The organism is Scytonema hofmannii PCC 7110 (assembly GCF_000346485.2).
Taxonomy (GTDB): domain Bacteria; phylum Cyanobacteriota; class Cyanobacteriia; order Cyanobacteriales; family Nostocaceae; genus Scytonema; species Scytonema hofmannii.
The window spans coordinates 6,012,482-6,037,734 of sequence record NZ_KQ976354.1 but is presented as its reverse complement, the minus strand read 5'-3'; the positions used below and the strand labels follow the sequence as shown (position 1 = coordinate 6,037,734).

15 protein-coding genes and 3 pseudogenes are annotated in these 25,253 nt (G+C 46.5%); 12 read left to right on the top strand and 6 right to left on the bottom strand.

The annotated features are described in order from the left end of the window. Positions 1 to 46: 46 nt before the first annotated feature. A complete protein-coding gene (locus tag WA1_RS25100) occupies positions 47 to 1,771 on the bottom strand; it encodes a multicopper oxidase family protein (protein WP_017739768.1) in 1,725 nt (574 codons plus the stop codon). 783 nt (positions 1,772 to 2,554) lie between these two features. Between WA1_RS25100 and WA1_RS25095 the strand changes: the two genes are divergently transcribed. The 5 genes and pseudogenes from WA1_RS25095 to WA1_RS25080 all read left to right on the top strand — a co-directional run bounded on the left by WA1_RS25095 (position 2,555) and on the right by WA1_RS25080 (position 9,126). Further along, positions 2,555 to 2,947, top strand: coding sequence for a hypothetical protein (locus tag WA1_RS25095; RefSeq protein ID WP_017739769.1), 393 nt, complete (start codon positions 2,555 to 2,557; stop codon positions 2,945 to 2,947). 418 nt (positions 2,948 to 3,365) lie between these two features. Further along, positions 3,366 to 5,447: a transketolase gene (gene tkt, locus WA1_RS25090; protein ID WP_017739770.1), complete on the top strand. Its 2,082-nt coding sequence runs from the start codon at positions 3,366 to 3,368 to the stop codon at positions 5,445 to 5,447. A gap of 146 nt (positions 5,448 to 5,593) precedes the next feature. After that, a pseudogene (locus WA1_RS61805) lies at positions 5,594 to 6,544 on the top strand (helix-turn-helix domain-containing protein); the annotation flags it as partial. Between the two features lie 735 nt (positions 6,545 to 7,279). After that, a pseudogene (locus WA1_RS61800) lies at positions 7,280 to 8,508 on the top strand (WD40 repeat domain-containing protein); the annotation flags it as partial. Between the two features lie 162 nt (positions 8,509 to 8,670). Continuing rightward, entirely contained in the window at positions 8,671 to 9,126 is a 456-nt protein-coding gene (locus tag WA1_RS25080; protein WP_017739772.1) for a DMT family transporter, read from the top strand. 57 nt (positions 9,127 to 9,183) lie between these two features. On the opposite strand, the gene WA1_RS25075 is transcribed toward WA1_RS25080, so the two are convergent. The 5 genes from WA1_RS25075 to WA1_RS25055 form a co-directional block, all read right to left on the bottom strand. Next, positions 9,184 to 10,002, bottom strand: a complete 819-nt coding sequence (locus tag WA1_RS25075; protein WP_017739773.1) for a creatininase family protein — start codon at positions 10,000 to 10,002, stop codon at positions 9,184 to 9,186. 285 nt (positions 10,003 to 10,287) lie between these two features. Further along, positions 10,288 to 12,420 (bottom strand): AMP-binding protein, encoded by a 2,133-nt coding sequence (locus tag WA1_RS25070; RefSeq protein WP_017739774.1) that lies wholly within the window; start codon positions 12,418 to 12,420, stop codon positions 10,288 to 10,290. A gap of 76 nt (positions 12,421 to 12,496) precedes the next feature. Further along, the gene (locus WA1_RS25065) at positions 12,497 to 13,810 is read right to left on the bottom strand and encodes an aminotransferase class III-fold pyridoxal phosphate-dependent enzyme (RefSeq protein ID WP_017739775.1); all 1,314 of its coding nucleotides are present in this window, start codon (positions 13,808 to 13,810) and stop codon (positions 12,497 to 12,499) included. 23 nt (positions 13,811 to 13,833) lie between these two features. Beyond that, positions 13,834 to 15,447, bottom strand: a complete 1,614-nt coding sequence (locus WA1_RS25060) for an AMP-binding protein (protein ID WP_158516694.1) — start codon at positions 15,445 to 15,447, stop codon at positions 13,834 to 13,836. Positions 15,448 to 15,454: 7 nt separating this feature from the next. Next, a complete protein-coding gene (locus WA1_RS25055; RefSeq protein ID WP_017739777.1) occupies positions 15,455 to 16,138 on the bottom strand; it encodes a thermostable hemolysin in 684 nt (227 codons plus the stop codon). Positions 16,139 to 16,389: 251 nt separating this feature from the next. Here WA1_RS25055 and WA1_RS55335 point away from each other — a divergent pair. The 7 genes and pseudogenes from WA1_RS55335 to WA1_RS25025 form a co-directional block, all read left to right on the top strand. Beyond that, positions 16,390 to 16,548: pseudogene (locus WA1_RS55335) on the top strand (IS701 family transposase); the annotation flags it as partial. 349 nt (positions 16,549 to 16,897) lie between these two features. After that, entirely contained in the window at positions 16,898 to 19,789 is a 2,892-nt protein-coding gene (locus WA1_RS25050) for a bifunctional transaldolase/phosoglucose isomerase (protein WP_017739778.1), read from the top strand. Between the two features lie 27 nt (positions 19,790 to 19,816). Continuing rightward, entirely contained in the window at positions 19,817 to 20,797 is a 981-nt protein-coding gene (gene gnd, locus WA1_RS25045; RefSeq protein WP_017739779.1) for a phosphogluconate dehydrogenase (NAD(+)-dependent, decarboxylating), read from the top strand. Between the two features lie 61 nt (positions 20,798 to 20,858). Continuing rightward, entirely contained in the window at positions 20,859 to 22,373 is a 1,515-nt protein-coding gene (gene zwf, locus WA1_RS25040; protein WP_066613008.1) for a glucose-6-phosphate dehydrogenase, read from the top strand. After that, positions 22,370 to 23,392 (top strand): glucokinase, encoded by a 1,023-nt coding sequence (gene glk, locus WA1_RS25035; protein WP_017739781.1) that lies wholly within the window; start codon positions 22,370 to 22,372, stop codon positions 23,390 to 23,392. Before zwf ends, glk begins: the two co-directional genes overlap by 4 nt. Further along, positions 23,389 to 24,324, top strand: a complete 936-nt coding sequence (locus WA1_RS25030; protein WP_017739782.1) for a Cof-type HAD-IIB family hydrolase — start codon at positions 23,389 to 23,391, stop codon at positions 24,322 to 24,324. The genes glk and WA1_RS25030 overlap by 4 nt, the downstream gene beginning before the upstream one ends. After that, positions 24,321 to 25,241 carry a class I fructose-bisphosphate aldolase gene (locus WA1_RS25025; protein WP_017739783.1) on the top strand — a complete coding sequence of 307 codons (921 nt, stop codon included), beginning with the start codon at positions 24,321 to 24,323 and terminating at the stop codon, positions 25,239 to 25,241. The genes WA1_RS25030 and WA1_RS25025 overlap by 4 nt, the downstream gene beginning before the upstream one ends. The last annotated feature ends 12 nt before the right edge of the window (positions 25,242 to 25,253 follow it).

Here is a 25,253-nt window from a genome sequence, read left to right as displayed (position 1 = left end):
TAAAAGTTTAATGGTTTTTGTAGAGCTGACCTGCTTCTGGTAGAGACTACGGTACTACTTCGAAGGGCAGCATCATCTCGTTGTCCTCGTGATCGATCATGTGGCAGTGCCACACGTAGCGCCCGGTGAACGAGTTGCCGAAGGGCAGGTTCTCCGCAGCAGAGGCACCGAACGGGACAATGAGACGGGTGACCTCACCTGGGTTGACTAGCACTGTATCTTTCCACCCGGCCTCGTTAGGCGCAGGCGGTCTCGCCGGACCGATTGCAAACTCTGTGGGATCGGGCGGTGGGTAACCAGCTGGCACCTTTGGCCCACCAGGTGCGTGGTGTGTGAGTACTGTGCGAGGACCGTTGGCGAGGTATGCCTTCATGTACTGGGTTGTATCGATCTTTTGCCGATTGAGGATCTGGAACAGAACCAGATGCAGGTGCATCGGGTGGGCGACCGGCTGAAGGTTGATGATGTTCCACTGCTCCACGGTGTCCACCTTTGGTCGCTCCATCAGCGCCTCCGGGTAGCTCTCGGCCTCATCCCAGTATATGTAGTTCAGCAGTACCACAAGCGGCCCGGTTGGGCTTGGGATCTCTACCAGCGTCAGGAACCGCTGTCGCACCGGTGTAGTAGCAATCGGCTTTATGAGTGGTTTATGCACTCGCAGTGTCTGGGGAATGGCTCTAGGAGCAGCAGCGACCGCGTTCACCGTGAACTGCATGATTTCGGGCAGTAAAAAATTACCTAATATGGTGTTGGCTCTACCTTGCGGATACGGCGCAATAGCCTCATTTTCCAAAACGATTTTCTCTCCTGGCAGGTTTTTGGAGAAGTCGATCAGTACATCAGCCCGCTCGCCGGGAGACAGTAGCAGCCTGGACAACTGCACTGGAGCGTTAAGAAAACCTCCATCGGTGCCGATTTGAATAATTGGTTGATTTGACGATAGTTTGAGGTTGTAGGTTCGGGAACTTGAGCCGTTGATAATCCGGAATCGGTACACGGTGCGTTCAACATCAAGGTTCGGCCACGCCTTGCCGTTGACAGTGGCGACGTTACCAAGAAACTCCGGTTCCCACTTTTCGGGGTGGAATATTGAGCCATCGTCATTGAATGTCCGATCCTGCAGCACCATCGGTATCTCATAAGGAGCACCAGCGGGGATACCAAGCGGTCCATTGCCACCTGCTGGATCGTCAATGTCCCTAAGCAGATAGAACCCGGCGAGTCCAGCCATCACGTTCTGTCCAGTGATCCCGAGCGCATGGTCGTGGTACCACAGCGTCGCTGCTTCCTGATTGTTGTTGAAGTTGTATACATAGGACTGTCCCGGCGTGAACGTGTCTGTCGGGTAACCGTCGCTTTGTGGTTCGGTGTTGCTGCCGTGCAGGTGCAACGAAACCCGTGGGCTGGTTCTGTCGGACTCTAGCACGCCATGTAAACTCAAATCAAGTGGCAGCGGGTGCGGTCCGAGTTTGTTTTCCACAGTGAGCCTAAGCGGCGTGCCTCGAGTGACCTCGATAGTCGGTCCGAGGTAGGAAGCCCCGCCGTAGCCCCACGTGGGGCCTGCCCCTAGGTTGCTGTGGAACGAGTGTGAACTCGATGCGATCGTTAAAGTGCTGGGTGCGGCACTTGGGAACGGTATTGGCAGAGTCTCGGTAAATTTCGAGATCTGCGGCAAGGTCGCATAAGTTCTCTTCGCCTTAAGCATCGCCGGAACGAGGAATGCTGCTCCCAACCCCGCACTTGCCATCATCAATTGCCTTCTGGTTAACATTATTACCTCACTCCTAGGCTTATACGTAAGACTATCCCACGCAAGTTCGTTTGGGCTTGATTTATGATGTTTCTGAATGAAAGGATGGTTGTATCCTCTTTGAGCGCTATTCTAATGTAAAGAGCTAGATATACCATTTAACAGAAGTTGCTTATAGTTGTTACCCCTCGCGTGAGCGCATCCTGCGTGCGTAGACTATAGTGAAAAACTTTTTAAGTGAAAAACTTTTTACCGTTTGTATCCGGAGCGCTCAAATTATCAGACACAGCTATTATCCATTGCCATTTAGCTCCAAACTCGTTTTACTGTGAAACTTCGTTAATTCTGCCGATTCAACGAAGGTTTTGTCCATCGAAGATCGACTTATTAAAGAAAAACTTAGTGTTTTCTCTTACAAATAATGAAGATGTTTGCGAATAAAAATGAAAGCCAGAAAAGTATTACGGATTCAAGATTTACTCGGCACCAAATCTGTCGCAGTTATGTTTTGTGTTGACTGTTGCTACTCTTTTCCTGACGGCTCAAAGAACCGAGGTAATAGCACAGGGGAAACTTGGTAAGAGTTTCTAGTATATTTACATTTTGTAACGTAGTTCTGTTTATTCGGTGCTTACCTACTTATCACTACTGAATGCATCACGAAGAAATTTACAGCAAAAAAATATTAAGTTAGCCCTTAAATTAGCGATTTTAACTGGTCAAGAGTTTATTGAAAGTGAAAACTGTACTTACTGAATGAGCTATTTATACAGCTGCTTAACCAAGCACGAAAGAGGTAACCTCATGGTTAGAATGATTGAAGTTTCTAGAAGATTGCGCCAGACGCTACTACTGGTAATGCTGAGTTTGCTGATGTGGGCGGTGTGCTTGCTTAGTATATGGGTTAATTTTTTGCCGAAAAGCGAATATGAAGCCAAAAGACTAAGCCTTAGCGAACAAAGCATTTCGTCCATCGACCCTGTAGTTGCGCGTGCTAACAATGAACTTGTCAAGTCTATCCGCCTGAGTACCGACCTTGTCACTAATACAGTCAAGGGTTTGATTGACCAAGAATCTGATAAAGCTGCAGCTCATTTCAAGCGTACTGTTAGCGCTGTTGCGCGATCTGCACCTGATATACATGATGCGATCGATCTGACTCTTGTCCAAAATGTTTGCAAGGCGCTTGGAGAATAAGTAAGTTCTTAGTAACTTGAGTTCTACGTAAGTTTAAGTAAGTAGGCACCGAATAAACAGAACTACGTTACAAAATGTAAATGTACCTGAAACTCTTACACTTGAACTTCACTTACCTCAATGTTTTTTGCACTTGGCTTTGCCTTTGTGTTCTGGTTCTGTAGGAAAGAGCGGCTTCTTGTCATGGCTTAAATTGCCATTATCTGTAACACCAAAGGTTGGGCTTCTCGATTTTGCAGGAATGTCTTTAGGCGGTTGATTTATACAGTGAAGATGGATACTTTTAATCCAGTGAGTTGTTATTGAATGATTGGAGAAATGTTTAGATAAATTTAATTTAAGCGGACTTGAATGGCAGGCAAAGAAATAGCTGATTGCTTCACTTTAAAGTATGTAAAAACCCAAAGGAGGGAAAGCAGTGGTTACTCAAACGCAAATTGATATCCAAAAGCAAACTGATGAACTATGTATCAACACCATTCGTACCCTGTCTATGGATGCGGTTCAACAGGCGAACTCCGGACATCCTGGCACCCCCATGTCTATGGCACCAGTGGTCTACTGCCTCTGGCAGCGATTTTTACGGTTCGACCCCAATGACGCGATCTGGCCCAACCGCGATCGCTTTGTCCTCTCCATCGGCCATGCTTCTATGCTGTTGTATTCGTTACTGCACCTATGTGAAGTCAAGGCGGTGAATGCCAAATACGAGCAGTTGGGGGAGTTGTCGGTGCCCTTGGAGGACATCAAGCGATTTCGCCAACTTGACAGTAAGTGTCCTGGTCACCCGGAGTATCGTTGGACTTCCGGCGTTGAAACGACAACCGGTCCCCTAGGTCAAGGAGTTGCTACCAGTGTGGGAATGGCCATTGCTGGACAATGGATGGCCCAGTACTTCAACCGTCTCGGCTTCGAGATGTTCAATTATGACGTTTACGCCCTGTGTGGTGATGGCTGCATGATGGAAGGGGTATCCAGCGAAGCCGCTTCCTTGGCTGGTCACCTCAAACTTTCTAACTTGTGTTGGATCTATGACAACAACAAGATCACTATCGAAGGTCATACTGAGTGGGCCTTTAGCGAAGATGTAGCCACGCGCTTCATCGGCTACGGATGGAATGTTACTCGCGTAGGCGACGCCAATGACCTGGAAATGCTAGATCGGGCTTTTAAAACCTTTAAGAACACGCCCGACAAACCTACGTTAATCATTGTCGATAGCCATATTGCCTACGGTGCGCCGAACAAACAAGACAGCAGTGCTGCTCACGGAGAACCGTTGGGCGAAGAAGAAATTAAGCTGGCTAAGCGGAATTACGGCTGGCCGGAAAACGCCAAGTTCTTGGTGCCCAAAGGGGTGCGAGAGCATTTTCAGTCAGGGATTGCCAAGCGCGGATATGAACTGCGTGAAGTCTGGATGGCTAAGTTCAATGACTACAAAGTCCAGTATCCAGAGCTAGCTGACCAGTTATATCGGATGCAGCATCGGCAGTTGCCCGAACACTGGGATTATGACTTACCTACATTCTTGCCCGACACCAAAGGATTAGCCGGACGTGATGCCTCAGCAAAAGTGCTTAATGCCATCGCCAAGAACGTGCCGTGGCTGATTGGAGGTTCGGCTGACTTGGCTCCCTCAACTAAGACCCGTCTCACGTTCGATGAAGCCGGAGATTTCACTGCCAAGAATTATGGCGGTCGAAATTTCCACTTTGGCATCCGCGAACATGCAATGGGATCTATTCTCAATGGCATGGCACTTGCCAAAGTCCGCCCTTATGGTTCCGGGTTCTTAATCTTTAGCGATTACATGAAACCCGCAATCCGGCTCGCCGCGCTGATGGAAATCCCTGCAATCTACATCTTCACCCATGACTCGATTGGGGTCGGCGAAGATGGACCGACGCACCAACCTGTAGAACAGCTAGCTTCGTTGCGAGCCATTCCCGGCCTGATTACCCTACGTCCCGCAGATGCCAACGAGGTAGTGGAGGCTTGGCGGGTAATTATGCAGCTACAGCACTCACCGACGGTTCTCGTTCTCACGCGGCAGGCGCTGCCCACCATAGATCGTTCCCAATACGCCCCGGCGTCTGGTGTCCAGCAAGGAGCTTATGTGCTGGCTGATGCGCCGGACGGCAAGCCTGACGTTTTGCTGATAGCCACTGGCAGCGAAGTCTTTCTGTGTGTCAACGCGTATGAGCAACTTTTGGCCGAGGGCATTAACGCCCGTGTGATAAGTATGCCCTCGTGGGAGCTGTTCGAGCAACAGAGCCAAGAGTACCGAGACAGCGTTATCCCACCCACTGTCACCGCCCGAGTCTGTGTCGAACAAGCTTCTACTTTTGGTTGGGGTCAGTATGTCGGCTTAAATGGCGATCGCATCGGTATGCATACCTTTGGAGCCTCAGCTCCCCTTAAAGAACTCCAGAGCAAATTTGGTTTTACTCCCCAGAAGGTGGTTGCTGCAGCTAAAGCGCAACTGGCAAAACTCCACTAAACTAAATTCCGTTACATTTTTGACAACTAGCTACTGACTCTCGCACTTGTGTTGCCTTGTAAGATAACGTCTTGTGATGGCAAAAGCCTACAGTGACTCGTAAGGTTGTTGTAGGTAGTTTACATAAATTGAGAAGGATTGAAGTCATGGACTTTGAAGAAGCATTTAAAGTAGCAGATGCTGCAGTTTTTGCCAAAACAAACAGACATCTGAAAGATATTGAAACAGCAATGCTTCGAGCAGCTTGGCAACGTAAAAAGTATGACGAAATTGCAGAAACTCAAGGATATACTTCGGAATATCTCAAGCATGACGTTGGTCCTAAGTTGTGGAAACTTCTATCAGAAGCCTTAGGGGAAAAGGTTAGTAAAATTAATTTTCAGATGGCACTAGAGCGCCGAAGGCACTTATCCTTTTTAGAAGCTGGGCAAACACATCTGGGGGAAGTTGTACAGATTAAAGAATCCATAACCCCTGACTCGGGGTTAGAAAGAATGGTACCTGAAAAAGTCCTTACCGATCGGCGTCAAGACTGGGGAGAGGCGATTGACGTATCAGTTTTCTATGGTCGTATGACAGAACTTACTACGCTAGAGCAATGGATTGTACAAGATCGTTGTCGCCTAGTCGCATTGCTAGGTATAGGTGGAATCGGCAAAACTGCTTTGTCTATAAACAGTGCACAACAAATCCAGGATAAGTTTGAATATCTCATTTGGCGTTCGTTACGCCATGCTCCACCTCTTAAAGAAGTTCTGACTAACCTGTTACAATTTCTGAATAATCAACAGAAAAGTGAAATACCAAAAACCTTAGATGGTAAAGTATCACTGCTGATTGACTGTTTGCGTCAACACCGATGTTTGTTAGTACTAGACAATTTTGAAGCAATTCTGCACGTTAGCGATCGCACTTGGCATTACTCAGAAGCTTGTGAAGAATATGGTGAACTACTTCGACGGGTAGGAGAAACACCTCATCAAAGCTGTTTGGTAATTACTAGCCGGGAGAAACCTAAAGAATTGGCTTCATTAGAAGGAAAAACACTACCAGTTCGGTCATTACAATTGAAAGGGTTAAAGGAGGTTGAAGGACAGAAAATTTTCATGGATAAGGGTTTCTTTTCTGGTTCAGAAGTCGAATGGAGAGTACTAATTTCACATTATTCCGGCAATCCATTAGCATTAAAAATAGTTGCTAATACTATTCAAGAATTATTTAGTGGTAACATTTCAGAATTTCTAAAACAAAATAGTTTTGTTGTTGGTGCGATCCGTGGTCTTTTAGAGCAGCAGTTTGCTCAATTACCAGATTTAGAAAAGGAAATAATGTACTGGTTGGCAATTAATCGCGAGCCAATAGCATTTACAGAACTGCAAGATAATTTTTTACCAGTTGTTGCAAAAACAAAATTACTAGATGCTTTAATAAATTTGCAGCAACGTGCTTTAATAGAGCAAACTTTAGAAAAGTTTACGCAACAACCAGTTGTTATGGAGTATGTTAACGAACAATTAATTGAACTTATATGTGAAGAAATTTTAATTGAAAAACCAGTATTTTTACATAAATATTTTCTTCTCAAAGCTACTGCAAATCACTATTTCATAAACATTCATATTCGTGTTTTGTTAGATCCTATTTTAGCTAAATTGCTCATGATGATTGGTTCTAAAGAAGCTGTTGAATATAAGCTGAATCAAATACTACTAAACTTACAAGAAAAATCACCAAATTATCCTAGTTATTTAAGTGGAAATATTATTAATTTATTAGTTCAGCTTAAGATTGATTTAACAGGTTATAACTTTTCTCATTTGACCATTTGGCAAGCCTACTTACAAAATGTCAATCTGCATTCTGTCAATTTTGCACATTCCGATCTATCTAAGTCTATTTTTACGGAAAACTTGGGTGGCATTTTGGCTATGGCATTTAGTCCAGATGGTCAAATTTTAGCTACAAGTGATACCAATGGTGAAATTCACTTGTGGCGACTCGCAAATAGTAAAAAAATTTTTATTTGTAAGGGGCACACTAATTGGACATTTTCAGTTGCCTTTAGTCCTGAAGGTAATATCTTGGCTAGTGGCAGTTACGATCAAACGGTAAAGTTGTGGGATCTCAGTGATGGTAAGTGCCTAAAAACTTTATCAGGACACACCAGTTATGTACAGTCGGTCGCTTTCAGTCCTCAAGGTAAGACTTTAGTCAGTAGCAGCCACGATCAAACGATAAAGTTGTGGGATGTCAGTGATGGTAAGTGCCTAAAAACTTTATCAAAACATACCAATTATGTGCAGGCGATCGCCTTTCTAGATAGTCAGACTTTAGCTAGTGGTAGTCACGATCAAACGGTAAAGTTGTGGGATCTCAGTGATGGTAAGTGCTTAAAAACTCTGCAGGGGCACAACAGTTGGGTTTCATCGATTGCCTTTAATCCTGAAAGTAATATTCTAGCTAGTGGTAGTCACGATCAAACGGTAAAGTTGTGGGATCTCAGTGATGGTAAGTGCTTAAAAACTTTGCAAGGGCATAACAGTTGGGTTTCGTCAGTTGCCTTTAGTCCTGAAAATAACATTCTAGCTAGTGGTAGTCACGATCAAACTATAAAGTTGTGGGATTTAACACAGGTCAATGTCTAAAAACTTTGCAGGAGCACAACAGCTGGGTTTCATCGGTTGCCTTTAATCCTGAAAGTAATATTCTAGCTAGTGGCAGTCACGATCAAACGGTGAAATTGTGGGACGTTAATACTGGTCAATGCTTAAAAACTCTGCAAGGACACACTAGCTGGATATCTTCAGTCGCCTTCAGTCCTCAAGGTGATAGCCTGACTAGTACGAGTCTAGATGAAACAATTAAGCTGTGGAACATCAAGACAGGTGAGTGCTTAAAAACTATGAGATCTGACAGACCATACGAAGGTATGAACATTACAGGTACTACAGGTTTAACGGAAGTGACTATTGCAACCTTAAAAGCTCTTGGAGCAGTAGAGGGCGTTGCACAATCAAGGGACAATGTGAGTTGGCAGCAATACAATTCTATATTCTGGTAACGCGTGAACCAATTGGAGCCATGCCTAAACAGACAAGTCGCAAGGAGCAACCATATACAGCAATACAATACCCTAGCGATCGCAGCACTAGCAAAACTGGTTTTTTTTCAGCAATCTAAAGCGTATTAAAAGTTTTTTGTTTAGTTTTCGGAGTGATGTTTTATGAATGATAGAAGCATTTACTTGGCAGCAGCACTTATCGGTGGCGCTGTTTTACCTGTTCAAGTTGCTCTTAACGCTTTTCTCAAACGTTATGTTGGTCAGCCAATGCAAGTTACATTTATTTCATATCTTGCTGGCACTCTCGCATCGCTTGCTATTTGTTTCTTTGCCCGCTATCCACTTCCTACTTCGACTTCGATCTCTCAAACGTCATGGTGGATGTGGGTGGGTGGCTGTTTGGGAACTTTATATGTCTGGTCAACTATTTTTGCCACACCTAACATTGGGACAGCACTTACATTGGCACTCACAATTGCTGGTCAGATGATTGCAGCACTTTTCTTAGATCATTATGGTGCCATTGGGCTTGCCAGATATCCAGCTAGTCCACTACGCATAGCAGGAATCATGTTCGTCATTATTGGAGTTTCTTTGGTTGCTGCTGCTAAAAAATAAAATAGTACTAAAATACTATTTACCTTTTGCCCACAGCTGGTAGTAGATGAAATGTCATCACGGCTTAGTCCAATTCCAAGCTTGGGGTTGACGGAAAGCGTAAACGTCCTTAATAACTTTTACCCAACCATCAGAGACAGATTCAAGGATGCGATCGCCTTTTTCCTTTGTCGCTACTGTCGGATCGCCTACTATGCCAGTCTGACTAAGATCCCTTGTTGCCCAAGCAAAAGTCAGCTTGCCTTCCGTAGATAGTAGATTATCTTCTTGCAACCCACTTGGGTATTCTGCTACAGCTGCCTCCATCCTTACTTGCTCTGGCATAATAGATAGCATCAAGCTTGTTTCTGCATCTCCAGCATGGCTACCCAGCTGTAACTCCTTCAGTGTTAGTAATTCAGCAGTAATGTTGGGAGCATACCAGGTAAATATTGGAAAAACTAAGAAGTCACTGTACTTGACGTGTAAATCTCGTGCCACAATTTCCATTACCTGAGGCTGTCCTCCATGAGAGTTCATAAGTACCAGTTTGCGAAAACCTGCACGGTAGAGACTCTCTGCCACTTCGGTAAGTGTTGCCAATAAAGTTTGAACACTGAGGGTAATTGTGCCCGGGAAGTGCCAGTGTTCATTCGACTTGCCGTAGTATAGGGGTGGCAAAGCATAGGCTGGGATGCGATCGCTTAACTTGGAGAGAGCCTTACCTAGTACCGCTACACCAATTGCAGCATCCACAATTAACGGTAGATGGGGACCATGTTGCTCAATTGCGCCTACTGGTAGGATGATTACTACATTGTCCTTATCTGGCATCGCTTGGATATCAGACCATGTGAGATAAGAGAAAAATCGCTTTGGGGGAATGAAGGTATGCATGGAATTACTACTGTAGCTATTCTCAAATTTTATTTAGAGAAATTGACAAAACATGGATAATTTGCCTGTTTGTGGTCTACCTACTTTCAGGAGCAAGTTGGTTAAAGAGCACAATTAGACACTAACCTTAACTGTTTGACTAATGTAATTGAGAGTATGTTGTACGATTAAAAGTGATTCAGCAACACTGTCATGAATTTTAATGTGAAAAATATCTTTCAGGAACATAACTGCACCGTGTCCCTATCCAAACTATTACACCAAACACGTCAGGTATTACCTACTTTATTGACGTAAAGTACTTCTTGAAAAACCAGATGTCACTACTGAAGTGAAAGCTGACGGAACAGGTAACAACTCAGATATAGAAAACATATTCTCAATTATATCATGATAGCGCTCTATCACAACAGATCGTCGGATTTTCATTGTTTGGGTCATCATGCCATTTTCAATCGAGAACGGCTCCGGAATCAGCCGAAGTGAACTAATGATATTGTTGGAGCGGAAACTTGGTTGGTTTTGCACTTCACGAATCAATTCTTGACGAAATAAGTCGTAGATAATTTTACTATTAAGGTCAATTCCTTCAGTTGAGTGGCAATCGGGATACTCGTAGGAGCAGGTGAGTTTTGCCCCTTGATTGCCATTGCGGAGCGAGGAGGATTGCTCACCTAGGCGCAAGTAAAGGTTGTGGCTAGCTAGCCACTGTTGTAAAGCTTCCCGATTGGGAACAATTAAGGCTCCAAGCGAGCGCCGATCTTGCCCTACTAGCATAATCTGGTATATATAGGGCGATCGCAAACAAGCATCTTCAATCGGCTGCGGTTCTATATTCTCTCCATTTGTTAAAACAATCGTATCTTTTGCCCGTCCAGTCAACACCAAATCACTGTCAAGTGTGAGCCAACCCAAATCACCGGTATCAAACCATCCTGCCAAGTCAATGGCATTAGCCGTTGCTTCAGGATTCTTATAGTATCCCTGCATGACCTGCGGTCCGCGCACTAGAACCAAGCCACACTGACCAACAGGTAAGGGTTGACGGGTCTCAATGTCAACTATTTTGATTTCTGTACCGGGAATCGGTTGCCCAGCTGAGCCGCGTAGATTACGCCAACGGCGACGGACGCTAATCACGGGAGAAGTTTCTGTTAAGCCGTAACCCACAAGAATTTCAATGCCAAGAATTTCAAAGAAATTTTCTAAGTGCATTGCTAAAGAGGCACCGCCACTAATGACTTGCTCAATCTGACCACCAATTGTTGAACGAACTTGTCGATAGACTAGCTGTTTTGCAAGAGCATGAAGTGACCACCGAGCAACTGTTTGTATTCCAGCTATCAGGCTTAAAAGAGGTGACCGATACAGATGGTTTAAAGCCAACCTTTGCACCATCCGACGGGCCTCTATATAATACTGACTATTAGTTAGCAAAAAGTTAATCAGACGCTGTTTATTAGGGGGTTGTTCTCGGAACTGCTTTTGCACTCTTTCATAAATGTAGTCCCACAGTCGAGGTACACCAGCTACGTAATTGGGTTGAAATTTTTTGAGGTCTTGTTTGAAATAGCGGTTATTGGTGTAAATCTGCGTGCAACCTTGAGAGAGAAAAAAGTACTCCATAGTGCGTTCGTAGATATGCCATGGGGGTAGGACGCTAAGTACACATGCTCCTGGCTGCGGTTGTATTGCTACACCAAAGGTCGTGATTTGATGTAGCAAATTTCCATGATTAAGCATAACGCCCTTGGGTTTGCCAGTCGTTCCAGACGTGTATATTAACGTAGCTAGTGTATCTCGGTTTTGATTGACTGTTTTTTGGGAATAGTTTGACCCAGCTGCTATCAGCATCTGATAGTTTAATATCTTCAGAGTTTCTTTTTCATCTGGATCTTCATCTGATAGCAAGACAACAAGCCGAATAGGCAAAGCGTCTAGGTGAGGATACAATTTTTTTAGCGTCGCGCAATTTTCCACAACTAGGGCAGTACTGTCGCTGTCTATTAAGATATACAGTAGCTCCTCCCAAGCAGCTTGGGAACTGCGAACCACGTTCACTGCTCCAGCTGTCATAATTCCCTGATCTGCAATTAACCACCGGGGGCTGTTGTCAGCAAACAGGGCAACGTGAGGCGACTTGACTCCCGCTTCACCTACGCCGGGTTGCACTCCTAACGCCTGCAATCCGGCTGCAAACAGCTGAATTTGTTGATACAACTGGGAGTAGGTGAGAACGACTTCTGGTTCAGCATGAGAGTCCATAAGTGCGATGGTTTGACCAAATCGCTCTTGCACTAGCCGCCAAATTTCTGGCATGGACTGCACTGAGGAGTAATCTGCTAGACGCTTTAAGTTGATATACTCTCGCTGGGTGAGTTTATAGGAATGGTTGGAGGTAGAGAAAATATTCAACATACTCTTAAACAGGTGTATTGTCTATTTGATTTGCTACTGAATTAAGGGACTGGTGACAGTTTCAGTAACACCATATCTAGTGGGCTTCTTTTAAACCAGCCAAACGGAATAGTAGTTTCTTCGGTAAGCGGTATTGACGTTTCACCAATTGGTTAAACAAGTCGTAAAACAGTGCTGGCTTCTGATTCAAAGATGTCAATACCTCATGCAGCGCCGCAAGCACGCGGTCAATTTCCTCAGCAGTCACAGTCAGTGGCGGGTAAAAACGTAGCACAGGGTACTTAGCTGACTCATTCATTGAATGACCGACGTGTATCTTATGTTTGCCCAATTCTATAGTAATTGCGGTTTCCACAGCTGAATTGCGTACCCGCAAACCGGTCATTAACCCCACGCCTGGCGCATCAAGAATCAGTTTAGGGTATTTTCTTGCGGCTTCTTTCAACCCTTGTCTAAGCCTTTGTCCAAGTTGTTGAGCACGCTCCGGTAGGTTGTTCCGGCGAATGAACTCAATAGAAGCAACTGCCGCAGCACAAGCATAGGGCGAGCCACCTGATTCGCTTGCCAAGTACCGTGCTGGCAAACCCTGAATAGTGTTAATTTTATGAACCACTGTATCGCGCATTACCGCGATCGCAATCGATGTGTGTCCGCCCGTAATTCCTTTGGATAATAGAATGATATCCGGCAGTACTTGGTCGAACTCGATAGCAAACATCTTGCCGACGCGACCAAAACCCGTCTGAATCTCGTCTACAACTAGCAAAGAATTGGTTTGCCGACACAGCGTTTCTACCTCTTTGAGATAACCTGCAGGTGGTACTGTAAGGTATGCACCACCTAAAATTGGTTCAAGAAACACAGCAGCAACTCCGTTGCCAATCGGTTTTTTGCCCTGTAAGGAGTGGAATACAAAGTTTTTCCACTTGTCTGACTCAACATTGCGGCTGTAAACGATGTCTTTGTCTAGGAAGACTTGTTGCGTTGTGGGCGACAGCATATCCCACACACGATAGCCATCGCAAACAGTCGTCTGCGAACCTCTGCTACTTGCTTTCTCACAGAAAAACCAGCACAGGTGTGGCATAAACGGGCTATTTCCATTCTCGCAATGCAAGCCAACGGCATCAAAACCAGCATCCACTTTTTGCGCGATCGCACCATAGAATTGGCGAGCAGGGTCAAGTGTGACTCGAAAACTGAGGCGTTGTACAAAATTAGAAAAGCTATTGAGATCAACATTGAAATTACGGAAAACAATGAAGCCGGACTGTTTGAGTTGATTAAGAACGTTGTTGTTATCGAGACTATCTAGCGTTGTGTCTGCCTCACCCAACAGCAGTGTACCGTAGCTTTGTCCATATTGAGTAACCTTTACTAAACTTAACATATTTTTTCCTCCAGATTGAACTGTTAATTTATAAAATTCCAGATTTTATCTCGTATTGGTCTACCAGTTACCGTGAAATAGTTGCGGTATACTTCATCAGTGCTGCTGGTAATGAATATTTCTGAGACTTGTTCGACTTCAGAAAAATTTTGCTCACCGAATGCGGCAATATTTTCCTTAGCCACAGAAACATCAAAATTTTTATCAATTACGAAAAAGCCATAAATTTTTTCTAGCCCGTTGCCGAATATAACTGCTTCCTCCACATAACTGAGTGTTTTGTATTTAGATTCGACCCATTCTGGGGATACATTGCGACCGTTTGCAGTAACGATTACGTTTTTCTTTCTACCATAAATACAAATAAAACCTTCGTTATCGATGGCGGCGATATCACCGGTTTTGAGCCACCCGTCAGCACTAAGATCGCAACTGGAGGGATCGGTGGTGGTATATCCGGCAAACAGAGAAGAGCTTTTTACCAACAATTCACCTTCGTCGGACACCTTAACCTGAACATGATCGAGTGGCTTACCTACCGTGCCTACTTTAATGCAGCCTGGAACATTCCATGAAACGACAGAGCTATTTTCGCTTAGACCGTAACCTTCGTAGATAACAATGCCATTTGCTGCAAGGTGGCTTAGGATAGTAGGAGAAGTTGGTGCACCGCCACACGCCAGAAACGGTGGCTCGGTACGACCAAACAACTGTTGGAACAGTTCTTTCTTTGTCCGGTAGGTGTTCGCCTTACAGTAACCGTCAATCGCCTCTACCATAGACGGTGGGAGAGTCATGGAGGATGGGGCAGCATAACGCAAGTAAGGTAGAAGTTCTTTTGCGGTTACGCCAGCGCTACCTAGTAGAGGTATCTCCGGTGGTAAAAAAACCAAGGTACCACCATCGCTCAAAGTCATGTAAATTGCTGTCACCTGCTCAATCAAAAGGCTAAGCGGTACTATCGACAAGTAACGTGCATATGTGTTGGGTTTCACTTTACGCCGTAACGACGCTATTAAATCCCATAAGCCGTTGCTACGAATTTTGACACCTTTGGGGTTACCGGTCGTGCCTGAGGTGTGAATTATCTTGCAAATAAACTCTTGCTCTTTTGCGATTGCTACATTAGTGTATTGTGTAACGTCTTTGCTACTGTCAAGCAAAGTACGTAGGTTCATATGTACTGCTTTGTAGTCAAGATTAGCTTCCCCCTGTTCTGACCAAGTCGCTAGTCTGTCAGCCCCCGGTGTATCAACAAGGCAAATATCGATACAGGTCAATAGATTTTTTGCCTGCATTGCTGAAAACGCCAAAGGAATTGGTACCTCAGTAGCGCCACTTAGCATAAGAGCTAGGTCAGCCGCTACCCATTCGGGTGAGTTCGCCATTACTAAGCCAACTCGGAGGGGATGTGCCTGTGTAGTCTGAAGACGATGCAATTCATTGCTTAAGTGAGCAGCCACCGTCAGCATTTCTCCATAACTGTAAGTTTGTGCTGATGTTGTTTGACCTGGCAACACTTCCACCATAATGGCGTCAGGAGACTGCGTTGTTTTGGCAATAATTTCGTTAATAAACTTCATAACACTGCTATTCCATTTCACTTTTATAACTTCATCTGGAGTGAAATCAGACATAAAACCTCTACAAGGAAGCATTGCTTACCACAGCTTTAATAGTAGTTTTTGAAGCTTTAATCTGCGTAATATCTGTCAGTGCTATCTCAAGATTAGAAAAGTGATAACGCCCAGTGTTTTTCGAGAACAAACTTGAGATTTGGCTTAATCTTATGAATCCAGTTTTCGGTAAATTGTCGTAGTAGTTACCCCACTGTTCTTTTGCAGATTCGCCCAACCTTCCATATTCGGAAAGTTGAATTGGCTCAAAATGGAGTTCCATGCAGTCAAAGATACGTCTGATTTGTTTTGTTACCGTACAAAAAATGTATTCCTTGCCCATGCACCAGGTAATAATAGGCACAATTTTTACTAGTTCAATACCAATTTTGTTTTGAACAGACGCTAGTGACCCTATCTCCACTATTTTGTTACGGCTTACCGTTTTGCCCTCGAAACGCGAAACGATTCGTTCTATTGGCTCGTCCAAATATTGCTCGGAAAAGAATGAAGCTTTAGAACTGAAAGTCATCCCCGCGCAAGCAACAATTTGTGTATCGCGATCGCTGAACTCTGATGACAAAACGCATACCACAAAATAATCAGGATTGGGTAGTACATCAGCACCGAAAGTATGCTTATACTTCTGTGTAACGAGATTAAGCGCTTTATTCCAGTCTTTTGAATTTCTGGTTACGATTTTTATCTTCATGGTTAATACTTAACAATCCTCATCTCTTACCTTAAACGCTCAAAATTAAATGCTTTACAAGCATTTTTTTCAGGCGCTTTTCTTAAATTTATTGACTGAATTTATCCTATAAAAAACTTAAAGCTTTCGTCGATGTGAATAAGTTAAGGACTTTAATTTCAGCAAATTAAATTAAAAGTGTAGATTAATTCAGATTTATTAAGGTTCAGGTCAAGCCCCAATAGGGTTCGGTTAACGGTAGTCGTCACTCTAAAAGGTTTGATGATGTGTTTACTCATAAAGCTCAATAAAAAGAATTTAGGAACTATTTAGGGGTATTATTGGGGAAAAGTGAAAGAAAAAACCTATTTTACATGGCTTTATACGCCTTAGGGGCGACTTACCATCGATTACACCACTTTTTAACCGAAATTTTTGTCTAAGTCTCGTTAGCACAGATCTGTTGCAGTCAGTAGTTACGATAAAATTTACAGCAGAATTTAAGTTTATCCTTAACTTAGGGATTTTAACTGGTGAAACCTTTTTTAAAGGTGAAAACTTTAATCACAGAGTTAACTTCCCCAGTAGCGCCTAGGTCTGTGTCGAACAAGCCTTCACCTTTGGTTGGGGTCAGTATGTCGGCAACAATGGCTCGCACATTGAACGTATATCTTCGGAACCTCGGCTCTGAGGAAACGACCGAGCCACTTTGGCTTCACCCTCGAAAAGGTTGTTGCTGCGGAAAACACCGTAACTGGCAAAACATATTGAGAACCTGTAATGCAAATAACGTTAATCAATGCTTTTAAAAACGCGACTGTGAACCCTTTGCAAACCCTGCAAAATTACGGGCAGTCTGTCTGGCTAGACTACATTCGACGCAGCTTAATTACTAGTGGCGAACTGCAACGCTTAGTGGATGAGGATGGATTGCGTGGTGTCACGTCCAACCCTGCCATTTTCGAGAAAGCCATTGCTGGCAGTACTGACTATAATGATGCACTCATTGCACTTGAGCAGCAGCAAGACATGGACGCTATGTCGCTCTATGAGCAATTGGCGATTAGCGATATTCAAGACACTGCTGATGTCTTGCGACCTGTCTATGAGCAAACGAAAAAGCGTGACGGCTACGTCAGCTTGGAAGTATCACCGTACCTTGCTCACGACACGCAAGGCACGATCGCGGAAGCGCGGCGACTCTGGCAAGTGGTCGGACGAGAAAACGTAATGATTAAAGTGCCCGCAACGCCTGCAGGCATCCCTGCGATCGAGCAACTGATTAGCGAGGGCATCAACGTTAACGTCACGCTGCTATTCTCCCAAGAAACCTACGAGCTGGTCGCGAATGCTTACATCAGCGGTTTAGAAGCGTTTGCAGCGCAAGGTGGGGACGTGAGTAAGGTAGCCAGCGTCGCTAGCTTCTTCATCAGCCGCATTGATACTGCGATTGATGCGATCGCCACCGCCCGTGTCAAGACAGCTACCAGTGCGAGTGAAGAGGCGTCCTTACGCACCGTCATCGGCAAAGTTGCTATTGCCAATGCTAAACTGACTTATCAACGTTATCAAGAAATCTATCAGAGCGCCCAGTGGCAGGCGTTAGCGGGTAAGGGTGCACAAACGCAACGACTCTTGTGGGCTAGTACCAGCACGAAGAACCCCCTATACCGCGATGTGCTTTACGTGGAGGAACTCATTGGTGCGGATACAGTGAACACGATTCCTCCAGCAACGTTTGAGGCGTTTCGCGATCGCGGACAGCCGCGTGCAAGCTTGAAAGAGCATTTAGAAGAAGCGCACGACATAATGGAAACCCTCTCTCGGGTCAACATCTCAATGCAGGATGTTACAAAGCAGTTATTGACGGAGGGAGTACAGCTATTTATTGAAGCGTTTGACAAGTTGTTAAGTGCCGTAGAGAAAAAGCGTGAAGCGGTGCTAGGCACAGACCTAGATCGGCAAAGTTATTATCTACCTGATGACCTCGCCAAGAGCGTCCAAGCATCCCTCAAAGATTGGCTCGTCAACGGCAAGGTGCGGCGATTGTGGGCGCAGGACGCTTCGCTCTGGACAAGTACAGATGAGAACCGTTGGCTTGGCTGGCTCGGCATCACTGAAGACCAACTGGCGCACATTGACCACCTCAAAAAACTTGCCGAAGAAGTGAAGAGTGAGGGTTTTAAGCACGCACTACTACTAGGAATGGGCGGATCTAGCCTGTGCCCTGAAGTGATGAAGCTCACTTTCGGGAAAATACTTGGTTACCCTGAATTACAGGTATTGGACTCGACAGATCCAGACCAGATTAAGGCGGTTGAGAATAAAGTGGATCTGACCAACACCCTGTTCATCGTGTCTAGTAAGTCGGGTGGCACTTTAGAGCCGAATATCTTCAAGCAGTATTTCTTTGACCGGGTACAGCAAGTCCTTGGTGCTGAAGAAGCAAGCAAACGCTTCATTGCTATCACCGATCCGGGATCAAAACTCCAGCAGGTGGCAGAGAGTGACGGCTTCCGTGATATTTTCTTTGGCTTACCCAGTATTGGCGGGAGGTATTCTGCCCTGTCACATTTCGGCTTAGTGCCAGCAGCGATTATGGGAGTGGATGTAGCAAAGTTTCTAGACTATACTGAGGAAATGGTACACTCTTGCGCTGCGACCGTCCCAGCCTCAGACAATCCCGGTGTCGTTCTGGGAACAATTTTGGGGGTGCTTGCAAACCAGGGTCGGGACAAAGTCACCCTCATTACCTCGCCCGGTATCTCGGACTTGGGCGCGTGGTTAGAGCAGTTGCTGGCTGAGTCAACGGGCAAGGATGGCAAGGGATTGATTCCTATTGACCAGGAACCCTTAGGGAAGCCTCTGGTCTACGGCAGCGATCGCTTATTTGTCTACGTGAGGCTGGAGTCTGACCCAGATCCGAACCAGGATGCAGCAGTAGATGCCTTGGAACAAGCAGGGCAGCCGATAGTACGCATCCTAATACGAGATCCCTATCAATTAGGTCAGGAGTTTTTCCGTTGGGAAATCGCCACTGCCGTTGCAGGATCGATTATTGGGATTAACGCCTTTAACCAGCCAGATGTAGAAGCGAGCAAAATTGCCACGCGACAGTTGACGTCCGAGTATGAACAGACGGGTGCATTCCCAGCAGAAACACCAATTTTAGCAGAAAATGGTATTCAGTTGTTCACAGACCAGAAGAATGCAGCAGCACTCTTTGAAGCAACAGGCGATCGCTCACTCTTTGGCTATTTGCGGGCACACCTAGACCGCATCCAAGTTAGTGATTACTTTGCTCTGCTGGCTTACGTTGAGATGAACGACCCACACCAAGCGCAACTACAAGCAATCCGGCAAGCGATTCGCGATGCAAAGCAAGTAGCAACTTGTTTGGGCTTCGGTCCCCGCTTTTTACACTCTACGGGGCAGGCTTATAAGGGTGGACCGAATACTGGTGTCTTTTTGCAAATTACTTGCGATTCTACAGTTGATTTGCCTGTGCCGGGACAGAAATATAGCTTTGGTGTAGTCAAAGCGGCTCAAGCACGCGGTGACTTTCAAGTTTTGGCAGAGCGATCGCGACGGGCTTTGCGAGTCCATCTGGGTTCGGATGTACAAACAGGTTTAACGACCCTACAAACAGCAATCAAGCAAGTTTTGCTCTAAATTACGCAATTCAATTGGAGAAATAATATGCAACTAGGCATGATTGGTCTGGGGCGCATGGGCGCAAATATAGTCCGGCGACTGCTACGAGACGGACACGAGTGTATCGTATACAACCGGACACCCGATAAAGTGAAGCAGTTAGAAAGTGAAGGGGCACAAGGGACAACTTCCCTGGACGATTTTGTCAATCAATTGACTAAACCCCGTGTAGCTTGGGTAATGGTGCCAGCCGGTGACGCGACAGAGCAAATCGTCATCGAGCTAGCACAGAAGATGGAGCCAGGTGATATCATCATTGATGGTGGCAATTCTTACTACAAAGACGATGTGCGCCGTGCCAAGATTCTGCAAGATATGGGCATCAACTATGTCGATGTGGGAACCAGTGGCGGAGTGTGGGGATTAGAACGAGGTTACTGCCTAATGATTGGTGGCGGAAAAGGGAGTGTTGAACATCTAGATCCGATTTTCAAAACTATTGCTCCTGGACGGGGTGACATTCCCCGCACGCCGGGACGCGAAAAACTGAGCAGCACTGCAGAGGCTGGCTACCTGCACTGTGGTTCAAGCGGTGCTGGACATTTTGTCAAGATGGTTCACAACGGCATTGAGTATGCCCTGATGCAAGCCTACGCCGAAGGCTTCGATATCTTCCGTAATGCCAACTCGCAAGAACTGTCCGAGGCTTACCGCTATGACCTTAATGTGGCAGACATTGCCGAAGTCTGGCGTCGAGGCAGCGTTGTGGGCTCGTGGCTACTAGACCTAGCGGCGATGGCTCTAGCCGAAAACCCAACTCTTTCCGATTATACAGGCTTTGTGCAGGACTCTGGCGAAGGGCGTTGGACAATTATGGCAGCGATAGAGTCAGCCGTGCCTGCCGATGTGCTGTCGGCTTCACTCTACACCCGCTTCCGCTCGCGCCAGGAACACACTTTTGCCGAGAAGGTTCTGTCAGCGATGCGGCAAAAGTTCGGCGGGCACATAGAGCATAAAGGCAGATGAGAAGCGTGTTAAGGCTAAGCATTGAGAAAGATCAAGCCATGACGGGGTAAAAACAATGAACATGACTGATGAACGGCTGGATCGGCGCGGTGACCCCTGCGTAATGGTAATCTTTGGCGCTGCTGGAGATTTGACCAAGCGCAAGTTAATTCCAGCACTTTACAACTTAGCACAAAGTAACCTGTTACCTAAAGAGTTTGCCGTCGTGGGAGTGGCTCCCGCCCCAAAGAGCAGCGATGACTTCCGCCAGAAAATGAGTCGGGAGATTCATGAATTTGCGACAACTTCAGTTGACACACACCTTTGGGATTCGTTTGGAAAGCGGCTCTACTATCTGTCGGGTGATTTTCAAGACCCCAGCACTTACGAGCAGTTGCAGGATCTACTGGCTACTGTAGACCAAGAATGCGGCACGCGTGGCAATTACTTATACTATCTAGCGACAGCGCCCAACTTCTTTAACGACATTATGTGGCAACTTGGGACTGCTGGGCTGGCTCGTGAAGAAGAAGGTACTTGGCGGCGAGTGATTATCGAGAAGCCCTTTGGGCATGATTTTGATTCGGCTCGCGCTCTTAATAAAAATATCAGTACCGTGTTGAAAGAAAGCCAAATTTACCGCATCGATCACTACCTTGGCAAGGAGACGGTGCAGAACATCTTGGTCTTTCGATTTGGCAACGGTTTATTTGAGCCTGTCTGGAACCGCCGTTACATTGACCATGTGCAAATTACGGTTGCCGAGAGTGTTGGCGTAGAAGGCAGGGGCGGCTACTATGAAGGAGCAGGTGCGTTGCGGGACATGGTGCAAAACCATATGTTTCAGTTGCTGGCGCTGATGGCGATGGAGCCGCCGCTTTCGTTTGAAGCCGATGCAGTGCGGGATGAGAAGTCTAAACTGCTGCGAGCAATCCAACCGTTGAGCCCAGAAGAAGTTCTTACCCAGACAGTACGCGGCCAGTATGGTGCAGGCACAGTGAAAGGCTTGTCAGTTCCTGCTTACCGCGTTGAGCCGCGTGTTGCTCCTGATTCCGGTACTGAAACTTTTGTAGCGCTGAAGCTGATGCTTGACAACTGGCGCTGGGCTGGTGTACCGTTTTATCTGCGTACTGGCAAAGCTCTACCCAGTCGCGTGACTGAAATTGCCATTCAGTTCAAGCACGTACCGTTTTTACTGTTCCGTCAGACACCCGTCGAGCAACTGACACCGAATTTTCTAGTTTTACGCATCCAACCCAACGAAGGCATCAGTTTGCAGTTTGGTGCTAAAGTTCCTGGTCCTTCCGTACGCATGGGCGCGGTGAAGATGGATTTTGAATACGCTGACTACTTTGGCACTCAGCCGAGTACTGGCTATGAGACGCTGCTCTACGACTGCATGATTGGCGACGCCACCCTATTCCAGCGAGCCGACAACGTTGAACTTGGGTGGAGTGTGGTAACACCAATTCTGGATGTCTGGAAAGCCTTACCCCCACGTAGTTTCCCCAACTATGCAGCGGGTACCTGGGGTCCGAAAGAAGCTTTAGACTTGCTAGAGCGCGATGGTCGGCAGTGGCGGAGGATTGACCCATGATTCTAGCAGGTGACATTGGCGGTACAAAGACAATTTTAGCATTCTTCCGGGCTGAGGGTGGACGTTTGAGACCCATTGTGGAAGCTACTTTCCCCAGCCGCGAGCACGCCAACCTTGATGAGATTGTCAGCAAGTTCGTGTCAGCGCACAACTTACCCCTCACCCATGCCTGTTTTGGGATTGCTGGACCCGTCAAACACGGACGCTGTGAGACGACCAACTTACCATGGGTGGTAGATGCTAAAGCATTAGCCAGTAAGTTAGGGCTGGAAACGGTTGGGTTAATGAACGACCTTGAAGCCAACGCCTACGGGATTGCGGCACTTGCGCCCAAAGACTTTATAGTCCTCAACCAGGGTGCTAAGGAAGCGGAGGGCAACGCTGCTATCATCTCAGCTGGGACAGGACTGGGAGAAGCGGGTCTTTACTGGGATGGTCAGCAGCACCGTCCGTTTGCCTGTGAAGGCGGTCATGCCGACTTTGGGCCGAGGAATGAACTCCAGATGGAACTGCTGCGCTACTTATTGCGGCGATTTGCCCGCGTCAGTTGGGAGCGAGTTCTCTCCGGTCCGGGTCTGTATAACATCTATCGATTCCTTCACGACACTGGTCACGATCGCGAGCCAACTTGGCTTACAGAGGAACTGCGTCATCAAGACCCGACCACAGTCATTGCTCAAGTCGCTTTGGCAGGAAAGTGTGCTCTCTGCGAGCTGGCGCTGGATCTGTTTGTCTCCCTCTACGGTGCAGAGGCAGGCAACCTGGCGCTGAAATTGATGGCGACTGGGGGAGTATTTATCGGCGGTGGCATTGCACCCAAAATTATTGAGAAGTTGAAGGACTCGACCTTTATAAAAGCGTTTACAGCTAAAGGTCGTCTCCAGTCGTTGCTGGAAGCAATGCCAGTACGCATCATTGTCAATGATAAGGCGGCACTGCTAGGCGCTGCGCTTTGGGCTGCCTACACCCAAGTTGAACCGACACAGACCAATTTGTCACTTGTAGGACATAGATTATGACTATAATAAGTAACAAAAATACCTCGTCAATACCATCGAAAGTCTCACTGCTGGTTGCCGATGTGGACGGTACCCTTGTCACGAAAGAGAAGGTGCTCACTGAGCGGGCTCGAAATGCGGTGCGTAAGTTGTACGCGGCGGACATCGCATTCACAATCACAAGCGGGCGTCCACCCCGAGGCATGAAAACACTCATCGACGATCTCGCCTTGACAGCACCCATTGCTGCTTTCAACGGTGCGGTGTTCCTGCGTCCAGATTTCTCAATCATTGAGCAGAATCTCCTGAACGCGTCGATAGCCAAGCGCGTTGTCGAGATTATTGATTCCCATGGTCTAGACGTTTGGATCTATAGCGATCGCGACTGGTTTGTGCGCGATCGCCACGCCCCTCATGTTGACCGCGAAGAATGGACAATCAAGTTCCCGCCAATAGTCGTGCCAACATTTAATAACTTACTTGATAATGTGGCAAAGATTGTTGGCGTCAGCGACGACCTAGAGGGAGTGGCGCGGTGCGAAGCTGATACCCAGAGGGAGTTTAGAGATCGGGTGTGCTGCGAAGCTGGTGCAAGTTCAGGTGGTTCAGAGCAGGTTTCTGCTGCTCGCAGCCAACCTTATTACCTGGACGTAACCCACCCACGCGCTAACAAAGGGTTTGTGGTCGAGCGGCTCTCACAAATGCTAGCAATTCCCACTCAAGAGATTGCAACTATCGGGGATATGCCCAACGATGTGCCAATGTTCTTCAAAAGCTGTCTGAGCATCGCGATGGGCAATGCCAGTCTGGATGTGCAACACGCCGCCAAATATGTGACGACCTCCAACGAAGACGAAGGCTTTGCCAACGCAGTAGAACGCTACATTTTGGGCAGCCAAATCTCGGCTCATACCTCAGGCGAACTTTATCAGATGGGAACAGAAACAAGATGAACAAAAATGTGCAAGAAATCCTAAGTTGGTATGGCAGCGACAATCCGGGGACACTGACCAACTTGTCCCGACTGCTCAACCACGGTAAACTCGCAGGTACTGGTAAACTAGTAATCCTGCCAGTAGATCAAGGCTTTGAACACGGGCCTGCGCGTAGTTTTGCTTCTAACCCACCTGCTTACGACCCCCGCTATCACTTTGAACTGGCAATCGAGGCTGGCTGTAACGCCTATGCTGCCCCCTTAGGTTTTTTGGAGGCAGGGGCACGGGAGTTTGCTGGCGAGATCCCCCTGCTTCTCAAAGTTAACGACCACGATGTCCTCCACGATGAGCAAGACCCGAACCAGGCTTTGACTGGCAGCGTGGAGGATGCGCTACGCTTGGGATGCGTGGGCATCGGCTTTACTATCTACCCTGGTTCGGCACATCGGATGGAGATGTATCAGCAGATCCGCGCCTACGCTGAGGAAGCAAAGCGCTGTGGCTTGGTGGTAGTCATTTGGGCTTATGCCCGTGGGGCTGGTTTGAGCAAAAAGGGTGAAACCGCGATTGATGTTACCGGTTATTCCGCACAGATTGCTGCCCAACTTGGCGCACATATCATCAAAGTCAAGCTGCCAAGCGCACACATCGAGCAAGAGGCGGCACGTAAAGTTTACGAAAAAGAGCAAATTCCAATTGGGACGCTCACTGAGCGGGTACGTCACGTAGTACAGTGTACTTTTAATGGACGGCGCATTGTCATCTTCTCCGGTGGTCCAACCGAAAGCGATGAAACAATACTCAATGAGATCCGCTCTATTCATAATGGCGGTGGGTTTGGCTCGATTATAGGACGCAATTCATTCCAGCGTCCCAAGTCTGATGCACTGCGGTTGTTCAGTTCCATAATGGAGATTTACGGAGAAGTTATTTAGTCTATCAAAAAA